Here is a 16242-nt window from a genome sequence, read left to right as displayed (position 1 = left end):
CTATTTATCAGTTAATTTTACTTTAAACCAGCATTTAACTGAATTAGTTATTCAGATAATAAAACGCTAATGTGATAAAACTGTGAATATCATTAGTGATACCAATGAAGATCACAATGATCCTTGATTAAAAAGTGAGGATCATTGTGAAAATAGCTGACATAAGTCATTGACAATTCCTCTCGTAAGCTTTAATATTCGGCCTCATTTTTTAGACATGTGTGCTCAATAGGCTGTTTTGCCAGGGCAACAACAACCGACGGATTAGCGTAATGAAAAGAACATTTCAACCTAGCGTATTAAAGCGTAAGCGTAACCACGGATTCCGTGCTCGTATGGCAACTAAAAACGGACGTGCTGTTATAGCTCGTCGTCGTGCCAAAGGCCGTGCACGTCTTAGCGCATAGTATCAAACATTGTTTACAATATTTGATATAAGGTAGTCAGACTATGACTACTTACAAATTTAATCGGGAGTCACGTTTGTTGACTCCCGGTCATTTTCAAACGGTTTTTTCTAAACCTATCCGCTTTGGCTCTCGCCACTTTACTTTATTAGTAACACCAAAACCTCATACCCTCGTCTCTGATAAAAATAATTCAATTGCCAAAAACCGTTTAGGCTTAGCTATTGCTAAAAAACGAGTAAAACTTGCTGTGCAGCGTAATCGCGTAAAAAGGCAAGTCAGAGAAAGTTTCCGCTTAAATCAAGATAATTTACCTGCTATCGATATAGTCGTCATGGTAAAATCTGGTATTGATCAACTTGATAACAAGGCGATAAATCAGGAATTAGAGAAGATATGGCGAAAAATAATTCAGCGCCACAAAAACTAGTAATAACTGGTATAAAAGGCTATCAACGCTTTATTAGTCCGTTACTAGGTTCTAATTGTAGATTCACTCCAAGCTGTTCTGTCTATGCAACCGAAGCCATTAATCGCTTTGGTGTAATAAAAGGTAGTTGGTTAGCAAGCAAACGTATATTAAGATGTCATCCGCTCAATGAAGGCGGCGAAGATCCGGTTCCACCAATAAAAAAGAGTAAATAGCCTACCTAGACTAAAAGATAGTAGGTTATCAAGCGAACCTATATTAATATGCCACGCACTTATCAAATTTAAATTATGCACGGGAAAATAATCCCCTGCCAACAAAGAAGAGAAGTTAATTTTATGGAATCCCAACGCAGTCTACTTTTTATTGCGCTTATGGTTGTTACCTACTTACTGTTTAGCCAATGGCAGCAACAAAATGCCGTAGTTCCTGAGCAAACAAGTATTAGCCAAAACCAGTCAGGTGAAAATGCCAGCGCAGACTTCGTACCTGAATCTTCAGATGCCCAGCTAAACTCAGTAAAATCAACCGATATTTCTGCAAAATTAATTACGGTTACCACTGATACATTAATCTTAAAAATTAATAGTCAAGGTGGTGATATTGTTGAAGCTAAGTTACGAAAATTTGATACTGAGCAAGGTAACGATATCCCTTTTACTATTTTACAAAATGGTAATCAAAAATATATTGCTCAAAGTGGTTTAACAGGCGCTAACGGTATTGACCGTACAATCAAAGGTCGCCCTATATACACAAGTGCGCAAAGCAGTTATGAATTAACAAATGACAATTTAATTGTTGATTTAGTTTTTCATGATGTTAGTGGTATGTCGGTAACTAAACGATTTACTTTTAATAAAAATAGCTACAGCGTTAATGTTGATTACTTAATTGACAACAACACGCCTAACAGCGTTTCTGTACAAATGTATGGTCAACTTAAGCAATCTTCAGTAGTAGAAACTGGTGGTGGCATGTTACCAACCTACCGCGGTGCTGCTTACTCAACAACAGAAGAACGTTATGAAAAATACGATTTTGATGATATTGAAGAAGCAAACTTAAATAAAGTAACTGCAGGCGGCTGGATTGCAATGCTTGAACATTATTTTGTTTCAGCTTGGGTACCAAACGCAAAAGACAGCAACCAAATTTATACAACATATAGTAATAACTTTGAAGCGGTCATTGGTTTTAAAGCTCCAGCAGTAATTATTGATGCGGGTAAGCAAGGTTCTACTTCAGCAATATTTTATGCTGGTCCTAAAGACCAAGAAGTATTAGAAAAAATAGCCCCGAATTTAGACTTAACCATAGACTACGGTTTCTTATGGATGATCAGTCAACCATTATTCTGGTTGCTACTAACTATCCAAAGCTTCGTTATTAACTGGGGTGTAGCTATTATCTGTATCACCTTAATTGTTAAAGGTGGTATGTATCCATTAACGAAAGCGCAATATACCTCAATGGCTAAAATGCGTGACTTAGCACCGAAAATGGCGCAACTAAAAGAACGCTTTGGTGATGACAGACAAAAAATGTCACAAGCCACAATGGAAATGTATCGTAAAGAAAAGGTAAACCCAGCAGGCGGTTGTTTACCACTAATACTACAAATGCCAATTTTCTTAGCACTTTACTGGGTATTCTTAGAAAGTGTTGAATTACGCCATGCACCGTTTGTATTCTGGATTCAAGATTTATCAGCAATGGACCCGTTCTTCGTATTACCAGTACTTATGGGTATAAGTATGTATGTAATGCAAAAAATGCAACCGATGACAATTCAAGATCCAATGCAGCAAAAAATCATGCAATATATGCCAGTAGTATTCTCAATATTCATGGCTTGGTTCCCATCTGGTTTAGTACTTTACTGGTTAGTAAGTAACTTAATTTCAATTACACAAATGAAAATTATATTTGCTGGTATTGCTAAGAAAAAAGCAGAAAAAGCAGAAAAAGCAGCATAACATTTGTAAAGAACTAACTTAAAAAACAAATTGAAAGGCGATTACTGATAACACAGTAATCGCCTTTTCTATTTTTGGGTATTTAACTTTTAGGCATTTACCTTTGAAATAAAGTAAAATAGTTAACAACCAATATTTGAATTAATTACCTCGCTATGACATCAATTTCTCAAACAACGACAATCGCCGCACAAGCAACCGCACCTGGACGTGGTGGCGTCGGTATTATTAGAGTATCAGGCCCTGAAGCTAAAAATGTTGCTCAAGCTATTTTAGGTAAACTACCCGAAGTAAGAAAAGCTGAATATTTACCCTTTTTAGATAAAACACAGGTATTAGACCAGGGAATAGCACTCTATTTCAAAGCCCCCAATTCATTTACCGGTGAAGATGTTATTGAATTTCAAGGCCACGGCGGTCCTGTTATTTTAGATATGTTACTCAAAGCAATACTTGCTCTACCCAAAGTTATTATGGCTAAACCTGGTGAATTCAGTGAACAGGCATTTTTGAATGACAAACTCGATTTAACCCAAGCAGAAGCAATTGCTGATTTAATTAACTCAAGTTCAGAACAAGCAGCCCGTTCTGCCCTGCACTCTTTACAAGGTGACTTCTCAAAACTAGTCAACGAAATGGTCGAAAGTATCATTCACCTGCGTATGTATGTGGAAGCTGCCATTGATTTTCCAGAAGAAGAAATTGATTTTCTTGCTGATAAGAAAATAGTCACCGATTTAAAAGCGATAATCAGCCAAGTAGAAGACGTTCGTAAGCAAGCCCAACAAGGAAGTATTATTCGTGAAGGAATGCGTGTAGTGATTGCAGGTCGTCCCAATGCCGGTAAATCTAGCTTGCTTAATGCATTAAGTGGCAAACAAACCGCCATAGTTACCGATATAGCAGGTACTACTCGAGATGTGCTAGCTGAACAAATTCATATTGATGGCATGCCATTACATATTATTGATACCGCAGGATTACGTGACAGTGATGATGTGGTTGAGAAAATAGGCATTGAGCGTGCGTGGCAAGAAATCAATAAAGCCGATCGTGTTTTGTTAATGGTTGATGCCAGTGAAGATCACGGTATCTTAGAAGATGAACAAGATATTAAAGATTACTACCCTGAGTTTTTTGCCAAACTACCAGAAAATATTGGTCTAACGCTTATCAGAAATAAAGCTGATGTTAATAATAGCAAAACTGGTTTTACCGAGTTTACCGACACCGATGGTACACAACATGCCATTATTACTTTGTCAGCAAAAACGGGTGAAGGCGTTAATAGCCTTAAAGAGCACTTAAAAACGATTATGGGTTACCAAGGTAGTACTGAGGGTGGCTTTATGGCAAGAAGACGTCACTTAGTGGCACTAGAGAATACACACCAGCATTTACTTGTCGGCTTAGATCAACTTGAATCTTACGTGGCCGGTGAAATATTGGCAGAAGAACTGCGTATTTGTCAGCAAGAATTAGATCAAATTACTGGGGAATTCACCAGTGATGACTTACTAGGTAAAATATTTAGCTCTTTTTGTATTGGAAAATAGCCAATATTAATACCCCTTTCGATTAAAATAAACAGAGGTAAGCCTTTTACCTCTGTTGTTATCACCAAAAATCCCTGCGTATTAATCCTTATTACAGTGCCTACAGTGCCCTATTCCGCGCTAGTAAATGTTATACCAATTTGATTAAATTTCTTCCCAACTCAGAGCTGTATTCAATGTTCAATAACAAGGCAGATTTGTTTAGGTCTAGTCATTCTAAACCACATAAATTTAACGATGTTAGTGGGCATTGAATAAGCTCCCATAGGGCGAGTTTAAAGGGTTCAGATGCTGCGTTATTGATTTTGACAAGGGAATAACCATTATCTTCAACCAATGCCTTGTTTCTAAACCCTTTAACTCTCGCTGAGTGAGAAAGAACTTAATCAACTTGGTATTAGTAATTCAAAACAATATTAAGTAAAAATTTAGTAAATATACTTATTATATTCGATCGAAAAGCTTATTTTTATCCATTATTAAGTAATATAATAGGGTAAATATGCACTATAAATTCCCCTTATAAACTAAAGAGACCCTCTATGAGCGCAATTCAAATCATTGTTGGAAGTATGCTTGGTGGCACAGAATATGTAGCAGAAGCTTGTGAAGAAACCCTAAAAAAACTTGATCATAACGTTGATATTCACCTTAAACCGGATCTTAATAACGTCATCAACAACACTTTTACTGCGCATAACGAACAAAATAACGACAGTAATTTTGTCAAAAATCCTATTTGGATCATTTGTACCTCTACACATGGTGCAGGTGACTACCCTGACAACATCAAACAATTTGTTAGTGATCTAGGTAATTGTGATCAAGATCTATCCACGGTTAGTTTTTTAACCATTGGGATCGGAGATTCTAGCTATGATACATTTTGTAAAGCAGCAATAGATTTATCAAGCCTATTAATATCAATGAGTTGCAAAGAAATAGTACAAATTAAAACCTTAGATATGTCAGAAGATATCGATCCAGAAGATCTTGCACAGCAGTGGATCAGTACAAATAAAGATCTGCTTTCGATCTAACGTGATCACTTACCCATAAGTTATCAACAGTTTACGATCTGTTTTTTAGCCATTGTGGATAAAACAGTTAATAACCAGTTAATTTACTATTATTATTCAGTTGATTAAATACATAATAAATCGTCCTGTGTATAACTTGCCATTTTGATCAAAGGTTATTTGCTGATTGATCAAAGGTTGATCACAAGGTTATCATTGTCGTTAGTTATTAATAAATAAAAGGAAAAAGCACTTACCCACAGAAAATAACGATCCTAATAAGTAATAATAATAAGATCTTTCTAAAGATCTCTTTTTATATATTAAGGATCAGCTCCGATCTTTTTTACACATTTGATCGTATCCCTGAAGAGAAAAAAGCGGTAAAATACGTTCCCTAATTTTTGAGTCTTGTAAATTTTGCAAATGACTTTAAATAAAAACTTTAACTAATTTTAATCAAGCAGGATTGTTATTTTATGTGGTATCAAGAGTCTTATGACGTAATTGTTGTTGGTGGTGGTCATGCGGGAACCGAGGCCTCACTTGCTGCTGCGCGTATGGGCTGCAAAACTTTGTTGTTAACCCATAACATTGACACGCTAGGCCAAATGTCTTGTAACCCTGCCATTGGCGGTATCGGCAAAGGTCATTTGGTTAAAGAAATTGACGCACTGGGTGGTTTGATGGCAACGGCCATTGATCATAGTGCTATTCAATTTAGAACTTTAAATTCAAGCAAAGGCCCTGCGGTTAGAGCAACTCGTGCTCAAGCGGATCGCATTTTATATCGTAACTACGTTCGTAACGTATTAGAAAACCAAGAAAATCTAACTATTTTCCAACAACCTTGTGATGACTTGATCCTTGAAAACGATCGTGTAGTCGGTGTATCAACACAAATGGGCCTTAAATTTAAAGGTAAAAGTGTGGTACTTACGGTAGGTACTTTCCTTTCAGGGCTTATTCATATTGGCTTGAATAACTACCAAGGTGGACGAGCAGGTGATCCTGCTAGTGTGAATCTAGCAGCAAAAATGCGAGATATGCCGTTTAGAATGGATCGTTTAAAAACCGGTACTCCACCTAGGTTAGACGCAAGATCATTAGATTTTTCTGTTATGGAAGAGCAAGCAGGTGATTCACCTCGCCCTGTGTTTTCTTTCATGGGATCACAAGCGGATCATCCTGAACAAGTATCTTGTTATATCACACATACCAATGAACAAACTCACCAACATATTCGTGATGGTTTAGATCGTTCTCCAATGTATACCGGTGTAATTGAAGGCGTAGGTCCAAGATATTGTCCATCTATTGAAGACAAAATCACTCGTTTTGCAGATAAAAACTCGCATCAAATATTTGTTGAGCCTGAAGGGCTAACTACCCATGAAGTATACCCAAATGGTATTTCAACTAGTTTACCTTTTGATGTACAAATGAATTTAGTCCGTTCAATTAAAGGCTTTGAAAACGCTTTTATTACCCGTCCTGGTTATGCAATTGAATATGACTACTTCGATCCTCGTGATTTAAAACAGAGTTTAGAAAGTAAATTCGTTCAAAATTTATATTTTGCCGGACAAATTAATGGTACCACTGGCTATGAAGAAGCGGGTGCTCAAGGACTTATCGCTGGAGCTAATGCTGCTAACAGAGTTAAAGAGCGTGATGAGTTCACACTTGGTCGAGATCAAGCTTACATGGGCGTGTTAATTGATGATTTAGCAACGCTAGGTACTAAAGAACCTTATCGCATGTTTACTTCTCGCGCTGAATATCGTTTATTGCTTCGTGAAGACAACGCTGATATTCGTTTAACAGAGGAAGGTCGTAAAATTGGCTTAGTTGATGATGCTCGCTGGCAACGATTTAATGAAAAGATGGAAAACGTTGAACTTGAACGTCAACGATTACGATCTACTTGGGTACAAAAGGATCATACAAAAATAGACCAAATTAATGCCTTACTGAAAACACCAATGAGTAAAGAAGCTAACTTAGAAGACTTAATTCGTCGTCCAGAAGTCAATTATACCGATCTAATGAAGATCGAAGGTTTAGGCCCTGCGATACAAGATAGACAAGCTTCTGAGCAAATTGAAATTCAAACTAAATATGCGGGTTATATCGACAGACAGTTAGATGAAATAGCCAAGAAAAAACGTAATGAAGATACTAAAATCCCGAGAGATTTTGATTATCAACAAATTTCAGGCCTATCTAATGAAGTTGTAGCTAAGTTAAAAGATGCTTGTCCAGAAACTATTGGTAAAGCATCACGAATTTCTGGTATTACTCCGGCGGCAATTTCGTTATTATTGGTCTACTTAAAAAAACACGGTCTTTTACGCAAATTAGCGTAAAAGCAATAGGTAGGGGCGATCCGCTAATTAACTTTTAACTTAACGTTAATTAGTCAGGCTCGTCTAAATAAAAATGACTTTATCACAGCAATTAACGACACTGATTAGTAAAACGCAGCTTGTCGTATCTCAAGAACAAATCGATTTACTTATTCAATACGTTGAGTTACTCAATAAATGGAATAAAGCTTATAATCTGACTTCCGTTCGTGATCCTAGTGAAATGCTAGTTAAACATATTATGGATAGTTTAATGGTGGGCGAAGTTCTTATAGGTAAGAACTTTATTGATGTTGGAACGGGTCCTGGTTTACCAGGCATACCACTGGCTATTTTGTATCCAGAAAGAAATTTTGTTTTACTAGACAGTCTAGGTAAGCGTATTACTTTTCTTAGACAAGTGGTTTTTCAATTAAAGCTCACTAATGTGACACCAGTCAAAGCAAGGGTTGAAGAGTATCAAGGTGAGGAACCTTTTGATGGGGTATTAAGTCGTGCCTTTTCTTCTCTTAATGATATGGTAAGCTGGTGTAAGCACTTAATTACCACAGAGCAAGGACGATTTTTTGCACTCAAAGGGCAATATCCTCAGGATGAGATCTCACAATTACCTGAAAATATTACTTTAGTAGATAGTCATGAAATTATCGTGCCTGACTTGGTTGGTGAACGCCATGTACTAGTACTGAAGAAGTTGCACTAGAAATAATACCAAGTCCATTAAGTTATTGGCCACTCAGCGGGAAATAAAAGGCTTAGAGGCAAGGCATTAATTGATGATAATGGTTATTCCCTTATCAAAATTAATAACGCAGCATATATGCCTTTTAAACTCGCCCTTTGGGAGCTTATTAGCAAACTAATAACTGCATAAAATTAATAAAAGATAGACTAACTATGTTTAACCAATTTTTATTGTTATAAGCTCGCTAATATAGCTCTGAGTTGATAATAAATTTAATGTAATTGGTATAACATAACATTAGAGGTGCTTGTGGGAAAAATCATAGCAGTTGCAAATCAAAAAGGTGGTGTGGGTAAAACTACTACCGCGGTAAATTTGGCTGCCTCGTTGGCGGCGACGAAACGCAAAGTTTTATTAATCGATTTAGATCCCCAAGGCAACGCTACTATGGCTAGTGGCGTTGATAAATACCAAGTTCACGCGACTTGTTATGAATTATTAGTTGAAGAGCAAAGTGTTGAAGACGTTGTCATTAAAGAAACGTCAGGTCTTTATCATTTAATTTCGGCCAATGCTGACGTTACAGCAGCTGAAATAAAGCTAATGGAAGTATATGCTCGTGAACAGCGTTTAAAAAACGCTTTAGCGCCAGTAAAAGACTTTTATGACTTCATCATCATAGATTGTCCACCATCATTGAATATGCTTACCGTTAACGCTATGACTGCAGCAGACTCGGTTCTTGTGCCAATGCAATGTGAATACTATGCATTAGAAGGTCTAACGGCGCTAATGGACACCATTACTAAGTTAACGTCAGTGGTGAATGATAAATTACATATTGAAGGCATTCTTCGCACTATGTATGATCCACGAAATCGCTTAGCTAATGATGTATCTGAACAATTAAAACGACATTTTGGTGATAAAGTTTATCGCAGTGTAATTCCTCGAAATGTTCGTTTAGCTGAAGCGCCAAGTTTTGGTACACCAGCCATGTATTACGATAAATCTTCAACGGGCGCCAAAGCTTATTTAGCGCTTGCCGGTGAAGTATTACGTAAAAATGATTATGCTAAAAAATCTCCGCAAGCTAAGGCCAGTGTTGCCAGCTAGCACAAAGGAAAATTATGAGTACAGCAAAACGTAAAGGCGCTAGTCGCTTAGGTCGTGGTCTTGATGCCCTATTATCACCAGCGATTCCAGCAGTAGAGCACCAAACAGATACTACTGAAGCAAGCAATAGCGTAAAAGCGACAGATAATGAACTGCTTAAACTACCTATTTCCAAGTTAACACCTGGTAAATATCAGCCGCGTCGTGAAATGTCTGATGCAGGTCTTGAAGAGTTGTCATTATCTATTCAATCGCAAGGTATTATTCAACCGATTGTTGTACGTTTGATCGCTGGGGATCAATATGAAATCATCGCCGGTGAACGTCGATGGCGTGCTGCTAAGTTAGCACAGCTTGATATTATTCCTTGTTTAGTTAAAAACGTACCTGATGAATCAGCGGTAGCAATTGCACTTATTGAGAATATTCAACGTGAAGATCTTAATGCCATGGAAGAAGCTGTTGCATTAGAACGCTTATTAATGGAATTTGATTTAACTCATGAAGAAGTAGCTATTGCTGTTGGTAAATCACGTACTACGGTGAGTAACTTATTGCGTTTAAATAAATTAAATGAAGAAGTAAAAAACCTTTTAGAAAATGGTGATATTGAAATGGGTCATGCCCGTGCTTTATTAGCATTAGAAGGTGAAGTACAAACTTCTGCAGCGCAAACTGTTGCGACTAAAGAGTTAACAGTAAGAGAAACTGAAACTTTAATTAAAAATATTCAAAATCCGGTAGTTGAAAAAGAGAAAGTTGAAAAAGCTATTGAGACGATAGAATTGGAGCAAGGCTTAGCTGAAAAGTTTGGTGCGAAAGTTTCGATTAGCCATAACCAAAAAGGTAAGGGCAAGTTAGTTATTTCTTATACCAATCTTGATAAATTAGATGAGATTTTAACAAAAATAAGATAATTTAACTTTGTGAAATATATCTCTATAAAAACCAGCCTAGTGCTGGTTTTTTTGTTTAAAAAATGTAAGAAGTGGCTAATATTAGTAAGCTTTATTAAATTTACTTGGTATAGTAAATTTATGTCTTAACTGTCTAAATTAGCTTAAGGATTAGCTTATGCTCAAGTTGCTTTCATCCCCCCTATTATCCCTTGCTATGTTTTTGACAAGTCTCTCCTGTTTTGCGGATGACGACGCCGCAGTACTATTACAAAAAATGGATGAGTTATTTCGCTCTAAAAGTTCCATTTCAACGATGAAAATGCAAATTATCACGCCTAATTGGCAACGTACCCTGGAAATGCAAAGCTGGACCATAGGTATGGACGATACTTTTATTCGGGTATTATCACCAAGAAAAGATCGTGGTGTGGCTACCTTGAAAAAAGATAAAGAGATGTGGAATTTTTTCCCTAAAATAAACAAAGTTATTAAAGTTCCGCCATCAATGATGATGGGATCTTGGATGGGATCAGATTTTACTAACGATGACTTGGTGCGTGAAGTTTCATTAGTTAAAGAATATCAAGTATCGAAAAGTGTTGAAGGTGAAAATTATCGTCTGACGTTAGTACCTAAAAAAGATACCGTGACTGTTTGGGGAAAAATAGAATTTATTGTTAATCAAAAAACCTTATTACCGTTGGAACAGAGTTATTTTAACGAAAAAGGTGTCAAAGTACGCACCATGACGTTTAGTAATATTAAGGATTTTTCAGGTAAAAAAATGCCAGCTATTATGACAATGATACCTTTAAATAAAACAGGCCATAAAACGGTTATTGAATACGTTGAAGCCGAATTTGATATTGATTTGGGTGATAATGTTTTCACGCTACGAAATTTACAAACGCGCTTTTAATTACTTTATATATTGCTTTTTAGCTTATTTTACTCTTGTTTTATAAGGATAAATATAAAGACTCATGCTGATAGTAAAACTTGCTTTTCGCAACATATTACGTAATTGCCGCCGCTCACTGTTAACTTTACTGAGTATGGGCGGAGGCTTCTTTTTGCTTTGCTTAACTTTGTCTATGTCAGAGGGAAGTTATAGCAATATTATTAATATATTTACCCAAGATCATACTGGTCATGTCCAAATTCATAAAGAAAACTACCTTGAGCGCCCTTCTTTATATAAAACGATCAACCATGCTGACGAGATCATTACTCAATTAGAGCAACAACCCTTAGTATTGGGTGTGGCCCCTAGAATTTATAGCCCTTCTTTAGCTTATGGTAAAAATAAAACCTTTCCGGCTCAAGTTATTGGTATTGATCCCGATCGCGAAGCTAAAACAACACGTTTGGAAAATAAAATTAGTGAAGGGCATTTCTTAACTAGCGAGGTAATTAATCAGGTAACTAATCTTGATGGTAATCAAATAAGCACAGACGGTTATTTCCCTGCTATGGTCGGATTTACTCTGGCTAAAAACTTGCAACTGACTATAGGTGACGAATTGGTACTTATCTCTCAAGGTATTGATGGCTCTATCGCCAATGATATTTTTGAAGTTGTCGCCATTGTTGGTGATGTAGGTTCATATGAGCGCATGAATGTTTATATTCATTTATCAGCCATGCGAGAGTTTTTATCAATGCAAGGTGATACCAGTAAAGTTCATGAGCTAGCTATAATTTTATCGAGTCAAAGCGAAGCAAGAAAATTCGCGGTTAACACTCAATTAGCGCTTAAAAATAAAAGTTTAAGTGTAGACCCTTGGCAAGTGGTTGAATCCTCTTTTTATAAGAGTATGCAGGCTGATAAAAAAGGCAGTTATGTCTCTATGGGCATTATTATATTTATTGTCTCAATTGGCGTATTAAATACTATTTTAATGGGCACATTAGAGCGAACACGTGAGTTTGGAGTCTTAAAGGCTATTGGTACTCGGCCTGTAGCTGTTTTTACCTTGATAATGCTAGAGTCTTTTGTGTTAGCTATTATCAGTTGTTTAATTGGATTGGCATTAGCCTTACCTGTTTGTTTTTGGTTAGCCGGTGTCGGTATATCTATGCCAGAGCCAATAGATATGGGAGGTATTATATTTGATACCATGCTAGGTGAAGTAAGCTGGTTTGTGGTGTTATTACCATCAATTGTTGTTATTAGCAGTACGTTAATAGTCAGTTTCATTCCTGCTATTAGGGCAGCTAAAATCTCACCGTTAAAAGCATTACAGGCGGTTTAAAGATGACTAGGGCAACAGAGGCACCTAAACTAGATAAAGCATCCTCACCAGCTACTTTAATTTCACGTTTAGCTAAACGCAGTATTTTTAGAAATACTCGCAGAACATTATTAACTGTATTACTTATTTCATGCAGCTTGGCGGCTATTTTATTTACTGATGCTTTTGTGCGTGGCATGGTTGAAACCATGGTGGAAATCAGCACACAAACCTTCTTAGGAGAAGGACAAATTCATCGAGTGGGGTTTCGTGAGGCGAACGATATAGACCTATATATCGAAGATACCACGACGCTTTATCAGCAACTTAATACCACCACAGCCATTCAAGCGTTTGCACCAAGGGTGTTAACGGGCGCAATGACCTCTTCCTCAGAAAATGTTGCCTCAGCAATTGTTTATGGCATAGATGCGATAAAAGAAGCACAAGTAAGTAAGTTAAAGTTGGCGGTAACTCAAGGTGATTATTTATCAGGAATTGATGGTGAAATAATCATAGGAGAACAACTTGCTGATTTATTAGAAATTAGTTTAGGTGACCGGTTAGTTGTTACTGTTTCAGAGGCAAATGGTGGCGATTTATCCCAAGCACTGTTTCGTGTTTCAGGTTTATTCAGTTTTAATGAAAGAAACATGGATATTGGCATGGCTTTTATAAACTTGGCACAAGGACAAAAATTATTAAATATTACCGGTGTGCATGAAGTTGCCCTACGATTACAACACTTACACCAAGCTGAAGATAAAAGTTTACCTTTTTGGCAAACACTCAATAATGATCAAATAGAAACCTTAAGCTGGAAAGAGTTAGTACCCCAACTGAGTAGTATGCTTGCTATGACCAAGTACTCGACACTTATCGTTTCAATCATAATGTATATATTGGTTTGCTTAGGCTTAATAAATACTATGTTTATGTCTATTTTTGAGCGACAAACAGAGTTTGGTATTTTACTGGCCATAGGAACACGTGCTAAGCAGCTTTTTTATCAAATAATGTTGGAAGGTTTTTTTATTGGATTGTTAAGCGTAACCGTTGGTTTATTAATGGCTTTTGTCTTGTGCTATTGGGGCTCTATTATCGGTATAGATTACTCCGAATTAGAAATGTCAGGGTTGACCTTAAATGAACCCATATATTTAATACTCGACGCCAGCAGTTTTGCCACTATGGGCTTAGCGACTTTAGCCGTTACACTGATTGCGAGTTTATACCCTGCTTTTCATGCATCGCGTTTACAACCTTCTTTTGCCATGCGAAAAACGCTTTAACTTTTTAACTAACCGTTAATAAATAACAAATTACTGAGTAAATAGGAAAAAATTTAAATGATAACTCAAGTAGATATTGTTGGTGCCCCTAATAAAGTGATAGCTAGCCAAAATACGATCATTGAAACGACTCATTTGTGTCGAGAGTTTGGTCAAGGTGATACGCTAGTGAAAGCGCTGACTGATGCCAATATCATTATTGAACGAGGCGAATTCACCGCTATTATCGGTCCTTCTGGCTCTGGTAAATCAACCTTATTACAATTAATTGGTGGTTTAGATAATCCCAGTTCGGGGGATGTGTTTTTAGATAATAAAAATATTAACCACATGACGGGCACTGAATTGTCAGATTTTAGACGTGATCATATTGGTTTTATTTTTCAAGCGTATAACTTGATACCCGTGTTAAGCGCCCGAGAAAACATTGAATATATTATGTTACTGCAAGGCGTTCCGGCAGCAGAACGAAACAAGCGGGTAGATAGGCTTATGCATGCGGTAGGTTTAGAAGGTCTGGGAGATCGTCGCCCTGCCGAATTATCAGGCGGGCAACAGCAACGAGTGGCTGTTGCCCGAGCTATGGTATCAAAGCCTAGTATTATTTTAGCGGATGAACCAACAGCTAATTTAGATTCGAAAACAGGCGCTGACTTGCTTGATATGATGAAAGAATTAAATGAAAAACAAAATATGACCTTTGTTTTTTCAACGCATGATCCGAAAATAATGGAACGAGCTAAACGTATTATTCGTTTGGTTGATGGGTGCATTGTTGATGATGAGCGCAGAAGTTAATGCAGGAATTAGTGCAAGGGTTATCCGCTAAGGCTTGTTTTGCGTTAAAACTATTTGGTGTTTTAATCTTACCTATGACCAGTTATGCGGATAGTTTTTCATTTAGTGGTTATGTGAAAAGTTATGCGCTGGCGCAAGACAGTGTTTCTATTGAAAACAATGATACTAAAAAGAGCACTACTGAAAATATTAACAGTCTAAATCAAACGCAAGCCATTCCTGGTAACTTTCAATCACAAAATGCATTACGTTTAATGGCATCATATTTGTCGACAAGTAAGGGCAATATCGAAATAGATTACGAACTACAGCCGTTGTATTTCTCAAACAGTGACATGGCTGGGTATTATACCAATGACAATATAGGCGCTATTGGCGGCACTGTTTCTTCGGCTAGTAATCAATACCGTTATAAAGATTTAGATGCCGTTTTGAGTGATGTAGGTAGTCATGGCGTGGTTTTACAAAACCTTGACCGATTTAATTATCAATACAGTAATCAATATGGAGATTTAACGATTGGAAGACAAGTCTTGTCATTTGGATCTGCTCGCTTTATTAATCCAACCGATATATTTATCCCTTTCGCTATTCAAACACTTAACCAAGAATATCGTGTTGGTATTGATGCTATTCGTTATAAAGCTGATGTGGGTGACTTCGCTGTGATAGATGTGGGTTTGGTTATCGGAGAGGACGGTAAAAAACAGAACAGTGCCGCATTTTTACGGGCTAAAAACTCTATTCAGGGTAATGATATAGAAGCTATCGCTATTATTATGGATGATGCCTGGTTACTTGGTGGTGGTATTGAGCGTTCAATAGGTGATTTTGGCTTTTGGTTTGAAGTCGCTTATATGGATTGGCAGCACAGCAATGATTATGAAAGTAACACTTCTGACAATAACTCAATAGAAAGCAACATTATAAAAAATAAGAAGGTAGAAAATTTTTCAGCTAACACCCTACCCTCAGCTGGCGCCTACACTGATAACTATTGGCGTTCTTCAATCGGCTCAGACTATGCGTTAAATGAAGATGTTATTATTATGATCGAGTATCACTATAATGGTGCGGGCAGTAATAGTGTTAAGGATTACACCGAACTTGCCACACAAGCGCCCTACCAGAAAGCTGGCGTGTATTTATATGGTGAGCACTATCTTATCCCCGCATTAACTTGGCTAGCCTCGCCTTTGATTTCTGTGAGCGCCAGTGCATTTTATAATATCAGTGATAGCTCTGTGTTTTTGACTGTCAGTAGCGAGACCAGCTGGAGTGATAATTTATACTCGGATTTTGGAGTGTATATAAGTCATGGTGATACCTTACAATATAATGCCAATGACGCCAATATTGATTACGCTTTTGGCTCTGAATTTGGGGCTTATCCGCTGAGTGTTTATGCCAGTCTTAGATATTATTTCTAGAGCCGCCACTTTAATAAAAGGTATGCCC

At 37.1% G+C, this 16242-nt stretch carries 15 protein-coding genes; all 15 read left to right on the top strand.

What is annotated here, in order from left to right; genetic code table 11:
- Positions 1-272 precede the first annotated feature (272 nt).
- The 15 genes from rpmH (at position 273) to ESZ36_RS05385 (ending at position 16214) form a co-directional block, all read left to right on the top strand.
- Complete coding sequence (gene rpmH / locus ESZ36_RS05455) at positions 273-407, top strand: 50S ribosomal protein L34 (RefSeq protein WP_011045771.1); 135 nt, start codon at positions 273-275, stop codon at positions 405-407.
- Positions 408-450: 43 nt separating this feature from the next.
- Positions 451-837, top strand: a complete 387-nt coding sequence (rnpA, locus tag ESZ36_RS05450; protein ID WP_146784590.1) for a ribonuclease P protein component — start codon at positions 451-453, stop codon at positions 835-837.
- Complete coding sequence (gene yidD / locus ESZ36_RS05445) at positions 804-1052, top strand: membrane protein insertion efficiency factor YidD (RefSeq protein ID WP_146784587.1); 249 nt, start codon at positions 804-806, stop codon at positions 1050-1052. The genes rnpA and yidD overlap by 34 nt, the downstream gene beginning before the upstream one ends.
- Positions 1053-1175: 123 nt before the next feature.
- Positions 1176-2816 (top strand): membrane protein insertase YidC, encoded by a 1641-nt coding sequence (yidC, locus tag ESZ36_RS05440; protein ID WP_146784584.1) that lies wholly within the window; start codon positions 1176-1178, stop codon positions 2814-2816.
- Between the two features lie 155 nt (positions 2817-2971).
- Entirely contained in the window at positions 2972-4372 is a 1401-nt protein-coding gene (mnmE, locus tag ESZ36_RS05435) for a tRNA uridine-5-carboxymethylaminomethyl(34) synthesis GTPase MnmE (protein ID WP_146784581.1), read from the top strand.
- A 542-nt stretch (positions 4373-4914) separates the two neighbouring features.
- A complete protein-coding gene (locus tag ESZ36_RS05430; protein ID WP_146784578.1) occupies positions 4915-5412 on the top strand; it encodes a flavodoxin domain-containing protein in 498 nt (165 codons plus the stop codon).
- 458 nt (positions 5413-5870) lie between these two features.
- The gene (gene mnmG, locus ESZ36_RS05425) at positions 5871-7760 is read left to right on the top strand and encodes a tRNA uridine-5-carboxymethylaminomethyl(34) synthesis enzyme MnmG (protein WP_146784575.1); all 1890 of its coding nucleotides are present in this window, start codon (positions 5871-5873) and stop codon (positions 7758-7760) included.
- A 73-nt stretch (positions 7761-7833) separates the two neighbouring features.
- The gene (rsmG, locus tag ESZ36_RS05420; RefSeq protein ID WP_146784572.1) at positions 7834-8463 is read left to right on the top strand and encodes a 16S rRNA (guanine(527)-N(7))-methyltransferase RsmG; all 630 of its coding nucleotides are present in this window, start codon (positions 7834-7836) and stop codon (positions 8461-8463) included.
- A gap of 291 nt (positions 8464-8754) precedes the next feature.
- The gene (locus tag ESZ36_RS05415; protein WP_011045763.1) at positions 8755-9561 is read left to right on the top strand and encodes a ParA family protein; all 807 of its coding nucleotides are present in this window, start codon (positions 8755-8757) and stop codon (positions 9559-9561) included.
- A gap of 14 nt (positions 9562-9575) precedes the next feature.
- Positions 9576-10478, top strand: a complete 903-nt coding sequence (locus ESZ36_RS05410) for a ParB/RepB/Spo0J family partition protein (RefSeq protein ID WP_146784569.1) — start codon at positions 9576-9578, stop codon at positions 10476-10478.
- Positions 10479-10635: 157 nt separating this feature from the next.
- Positions 10636-11379 carry an outer membrane lipoprotein-sorting protein gene (locus ESZ36_RS05405; protein ID WP_146784566.1) on the top strand — a complete coding sequence of 248 codons (744 nt, stop codon included), beginning with the start codon at positions 10636-10638 and terminating at the stop codon, positions 11377-11379.
- A 64-nt stretch (positions 11380-11443) separates the two neighbouring features.
- Positions 11444-12715: an ABC transporter permease gene (locus ESZ36_RS05400; RefSeq protein WP_146784564.1), complete on the top strand. Its 1272-nt coding sequence runs from the start codon at positions 11444-11446 to the stop codon at positions 12713-12715.
- A 2-nt stretch (positions 12716-12717) separates the two neighbouring features.
- The gene (locus tag ESZ36_RS05395) at positions 12718-13986 is read left to right on the top strand and encodes an ABC transporter permease (protein WP_146784561.1); all 1269 of its coding nucleotides are present in this window, start codon (positions 12718-12720) and stop codon (positions 13984-13986) included.
- A 57-nt stretch (positions 13987-14043) separates the two neighbouring features.
- Positions 14044-14784 carry an ABC transporter ATP-binding protein gene (locus ESZ36_RS05390; protein WP_146784559.1) on the top strand — a complete coding sequence of 247 codons (741 nt, stop codon included), beginning with the start codon at positions 14044-14046 and terminating at the stop codon, positions 14782-14784.
- Complete coding sequence (locus ESZ36_RS05385; RefSeq protein ID WP_146784556.1) at positions 14784-16214, top strand: hypothetical protein; 1431 nt, start codon at positions 14784-14786, stop codon at positions 16212-16214. Before ESZ36_RS05390 ends, ESZ36_RS05385 begins: the two co-directional genes overlap by 1 nt.
- Positions 16215-16242 lie beyond the last annotated feature (28 nt).

The sequence above is a fragment of the Colwellia demingiae genome (genome assembly GCF_007954275.1).
Lineage (GTDB): Bacteria > Pseudomonadota > Gammaproteobacteria > Enterobacterales > Alteromonadaceae > Colwellia > Colwellia demingiae.
The sequence above is the reverse complement of the archived record's forward strand: the minus strand, read 5'-3'. Positions and strand labels throughout refer to the sequence as shown.

Bases quoted from the DNA above. Each gene is read 5' to 3' on its own strand.
- ESZ36_RS05395 (WP_146784561.1), top strand. From the start codon at position 12,718: ATGACTAGGGCAACAGAGGCACCTAAACTAGATAAAGCATCCTCACCA.
- yidD (WP_146784587.1), top strand. From the start codon at position 804: ATGGCGAAAAATAATTCAGCGCCACAAAAACTAGTAATAACTGGTATA.
- ESZ36_RS05430 (WP_146784578.1), top strand. From the start codon at position 4,915: ATGAGCGCAATTCAAATCATTGTTGGAAGTATGCTTGGTGGCACAGAA.
- ESZ36_RS05405 (WP_146784566.1), top strand. From the start codon at position 10,636: ATGCTCAAGTTGCTTTCATCCCCCCTATTATCCCTTGCTATGTTTTTG.
- ESZ36_RS05385 (WP_146784556.1), top strand. From the start codon at position 14,784: ATGCAGGAATTAGTGCAAGGGTTATCCGCTAAGGCTTGTTTTGCGTTA.
- mnmE (WP_146784581.1), top strand. From the start codon at position 2,972: ATGACATCAATTTCTCAAACAACGACAATCGCCGCACAAGCAACCGCA.
- ESZ36_RS05400 (WP_146784564.1), top strand. From the start codon at position 11,444: ATGCTGATAGTAAAACTTGCTTTTCGCAACATATTACGTAATTGCCGC.
- rsmG (WP_146784572.1), top strand. From the start codon at position 7,834: ATGACTTTATCACAGCAATTAACGACACTGATTAGTAAAACGCAGCTT.
- ESZ36_RS05390 (WP_146784559.1), top strand. From the start codon at position 14,044: ATGATAACTCAAGTAGATATTGTTGGTGCCCCTAATAAAGTGATAGCT.
- rnpA (WP_146784590.1), top strand. From the start codon at position 451: ATGACTACTTACAAATTTAATCGGGAGTCACGTTTGTTGACTCCCGGT.
- rpmH (WP_011045771.1), top strand. From the start codon at position 273: ATGAAAAGAACATTTCAACCTAGCGTATTAAAGCGTAAGCGTAACCAC.
- yidC (WP_146784584.1), top strand. From the start codon at position 1,176: ATGGAATCCCAACGCAGTCTACTTTTTATTGCGCTTATGGTTGTTACC.
- ESZ36_RS05410 (WP_146784569.1), top strand. From the start codon at position 9,576: ATGAGTACAGCAAAACGTAAAGGCGCTAGTCGCTTAGGTCGTGGTCTT.
- mnmG (WP_146784575.1), top strand. From the start codon at position 5,871: ATGTGGTATCAAGAGTCTTATGACGTAATTGTTGTTGGTGGTGGTCAT.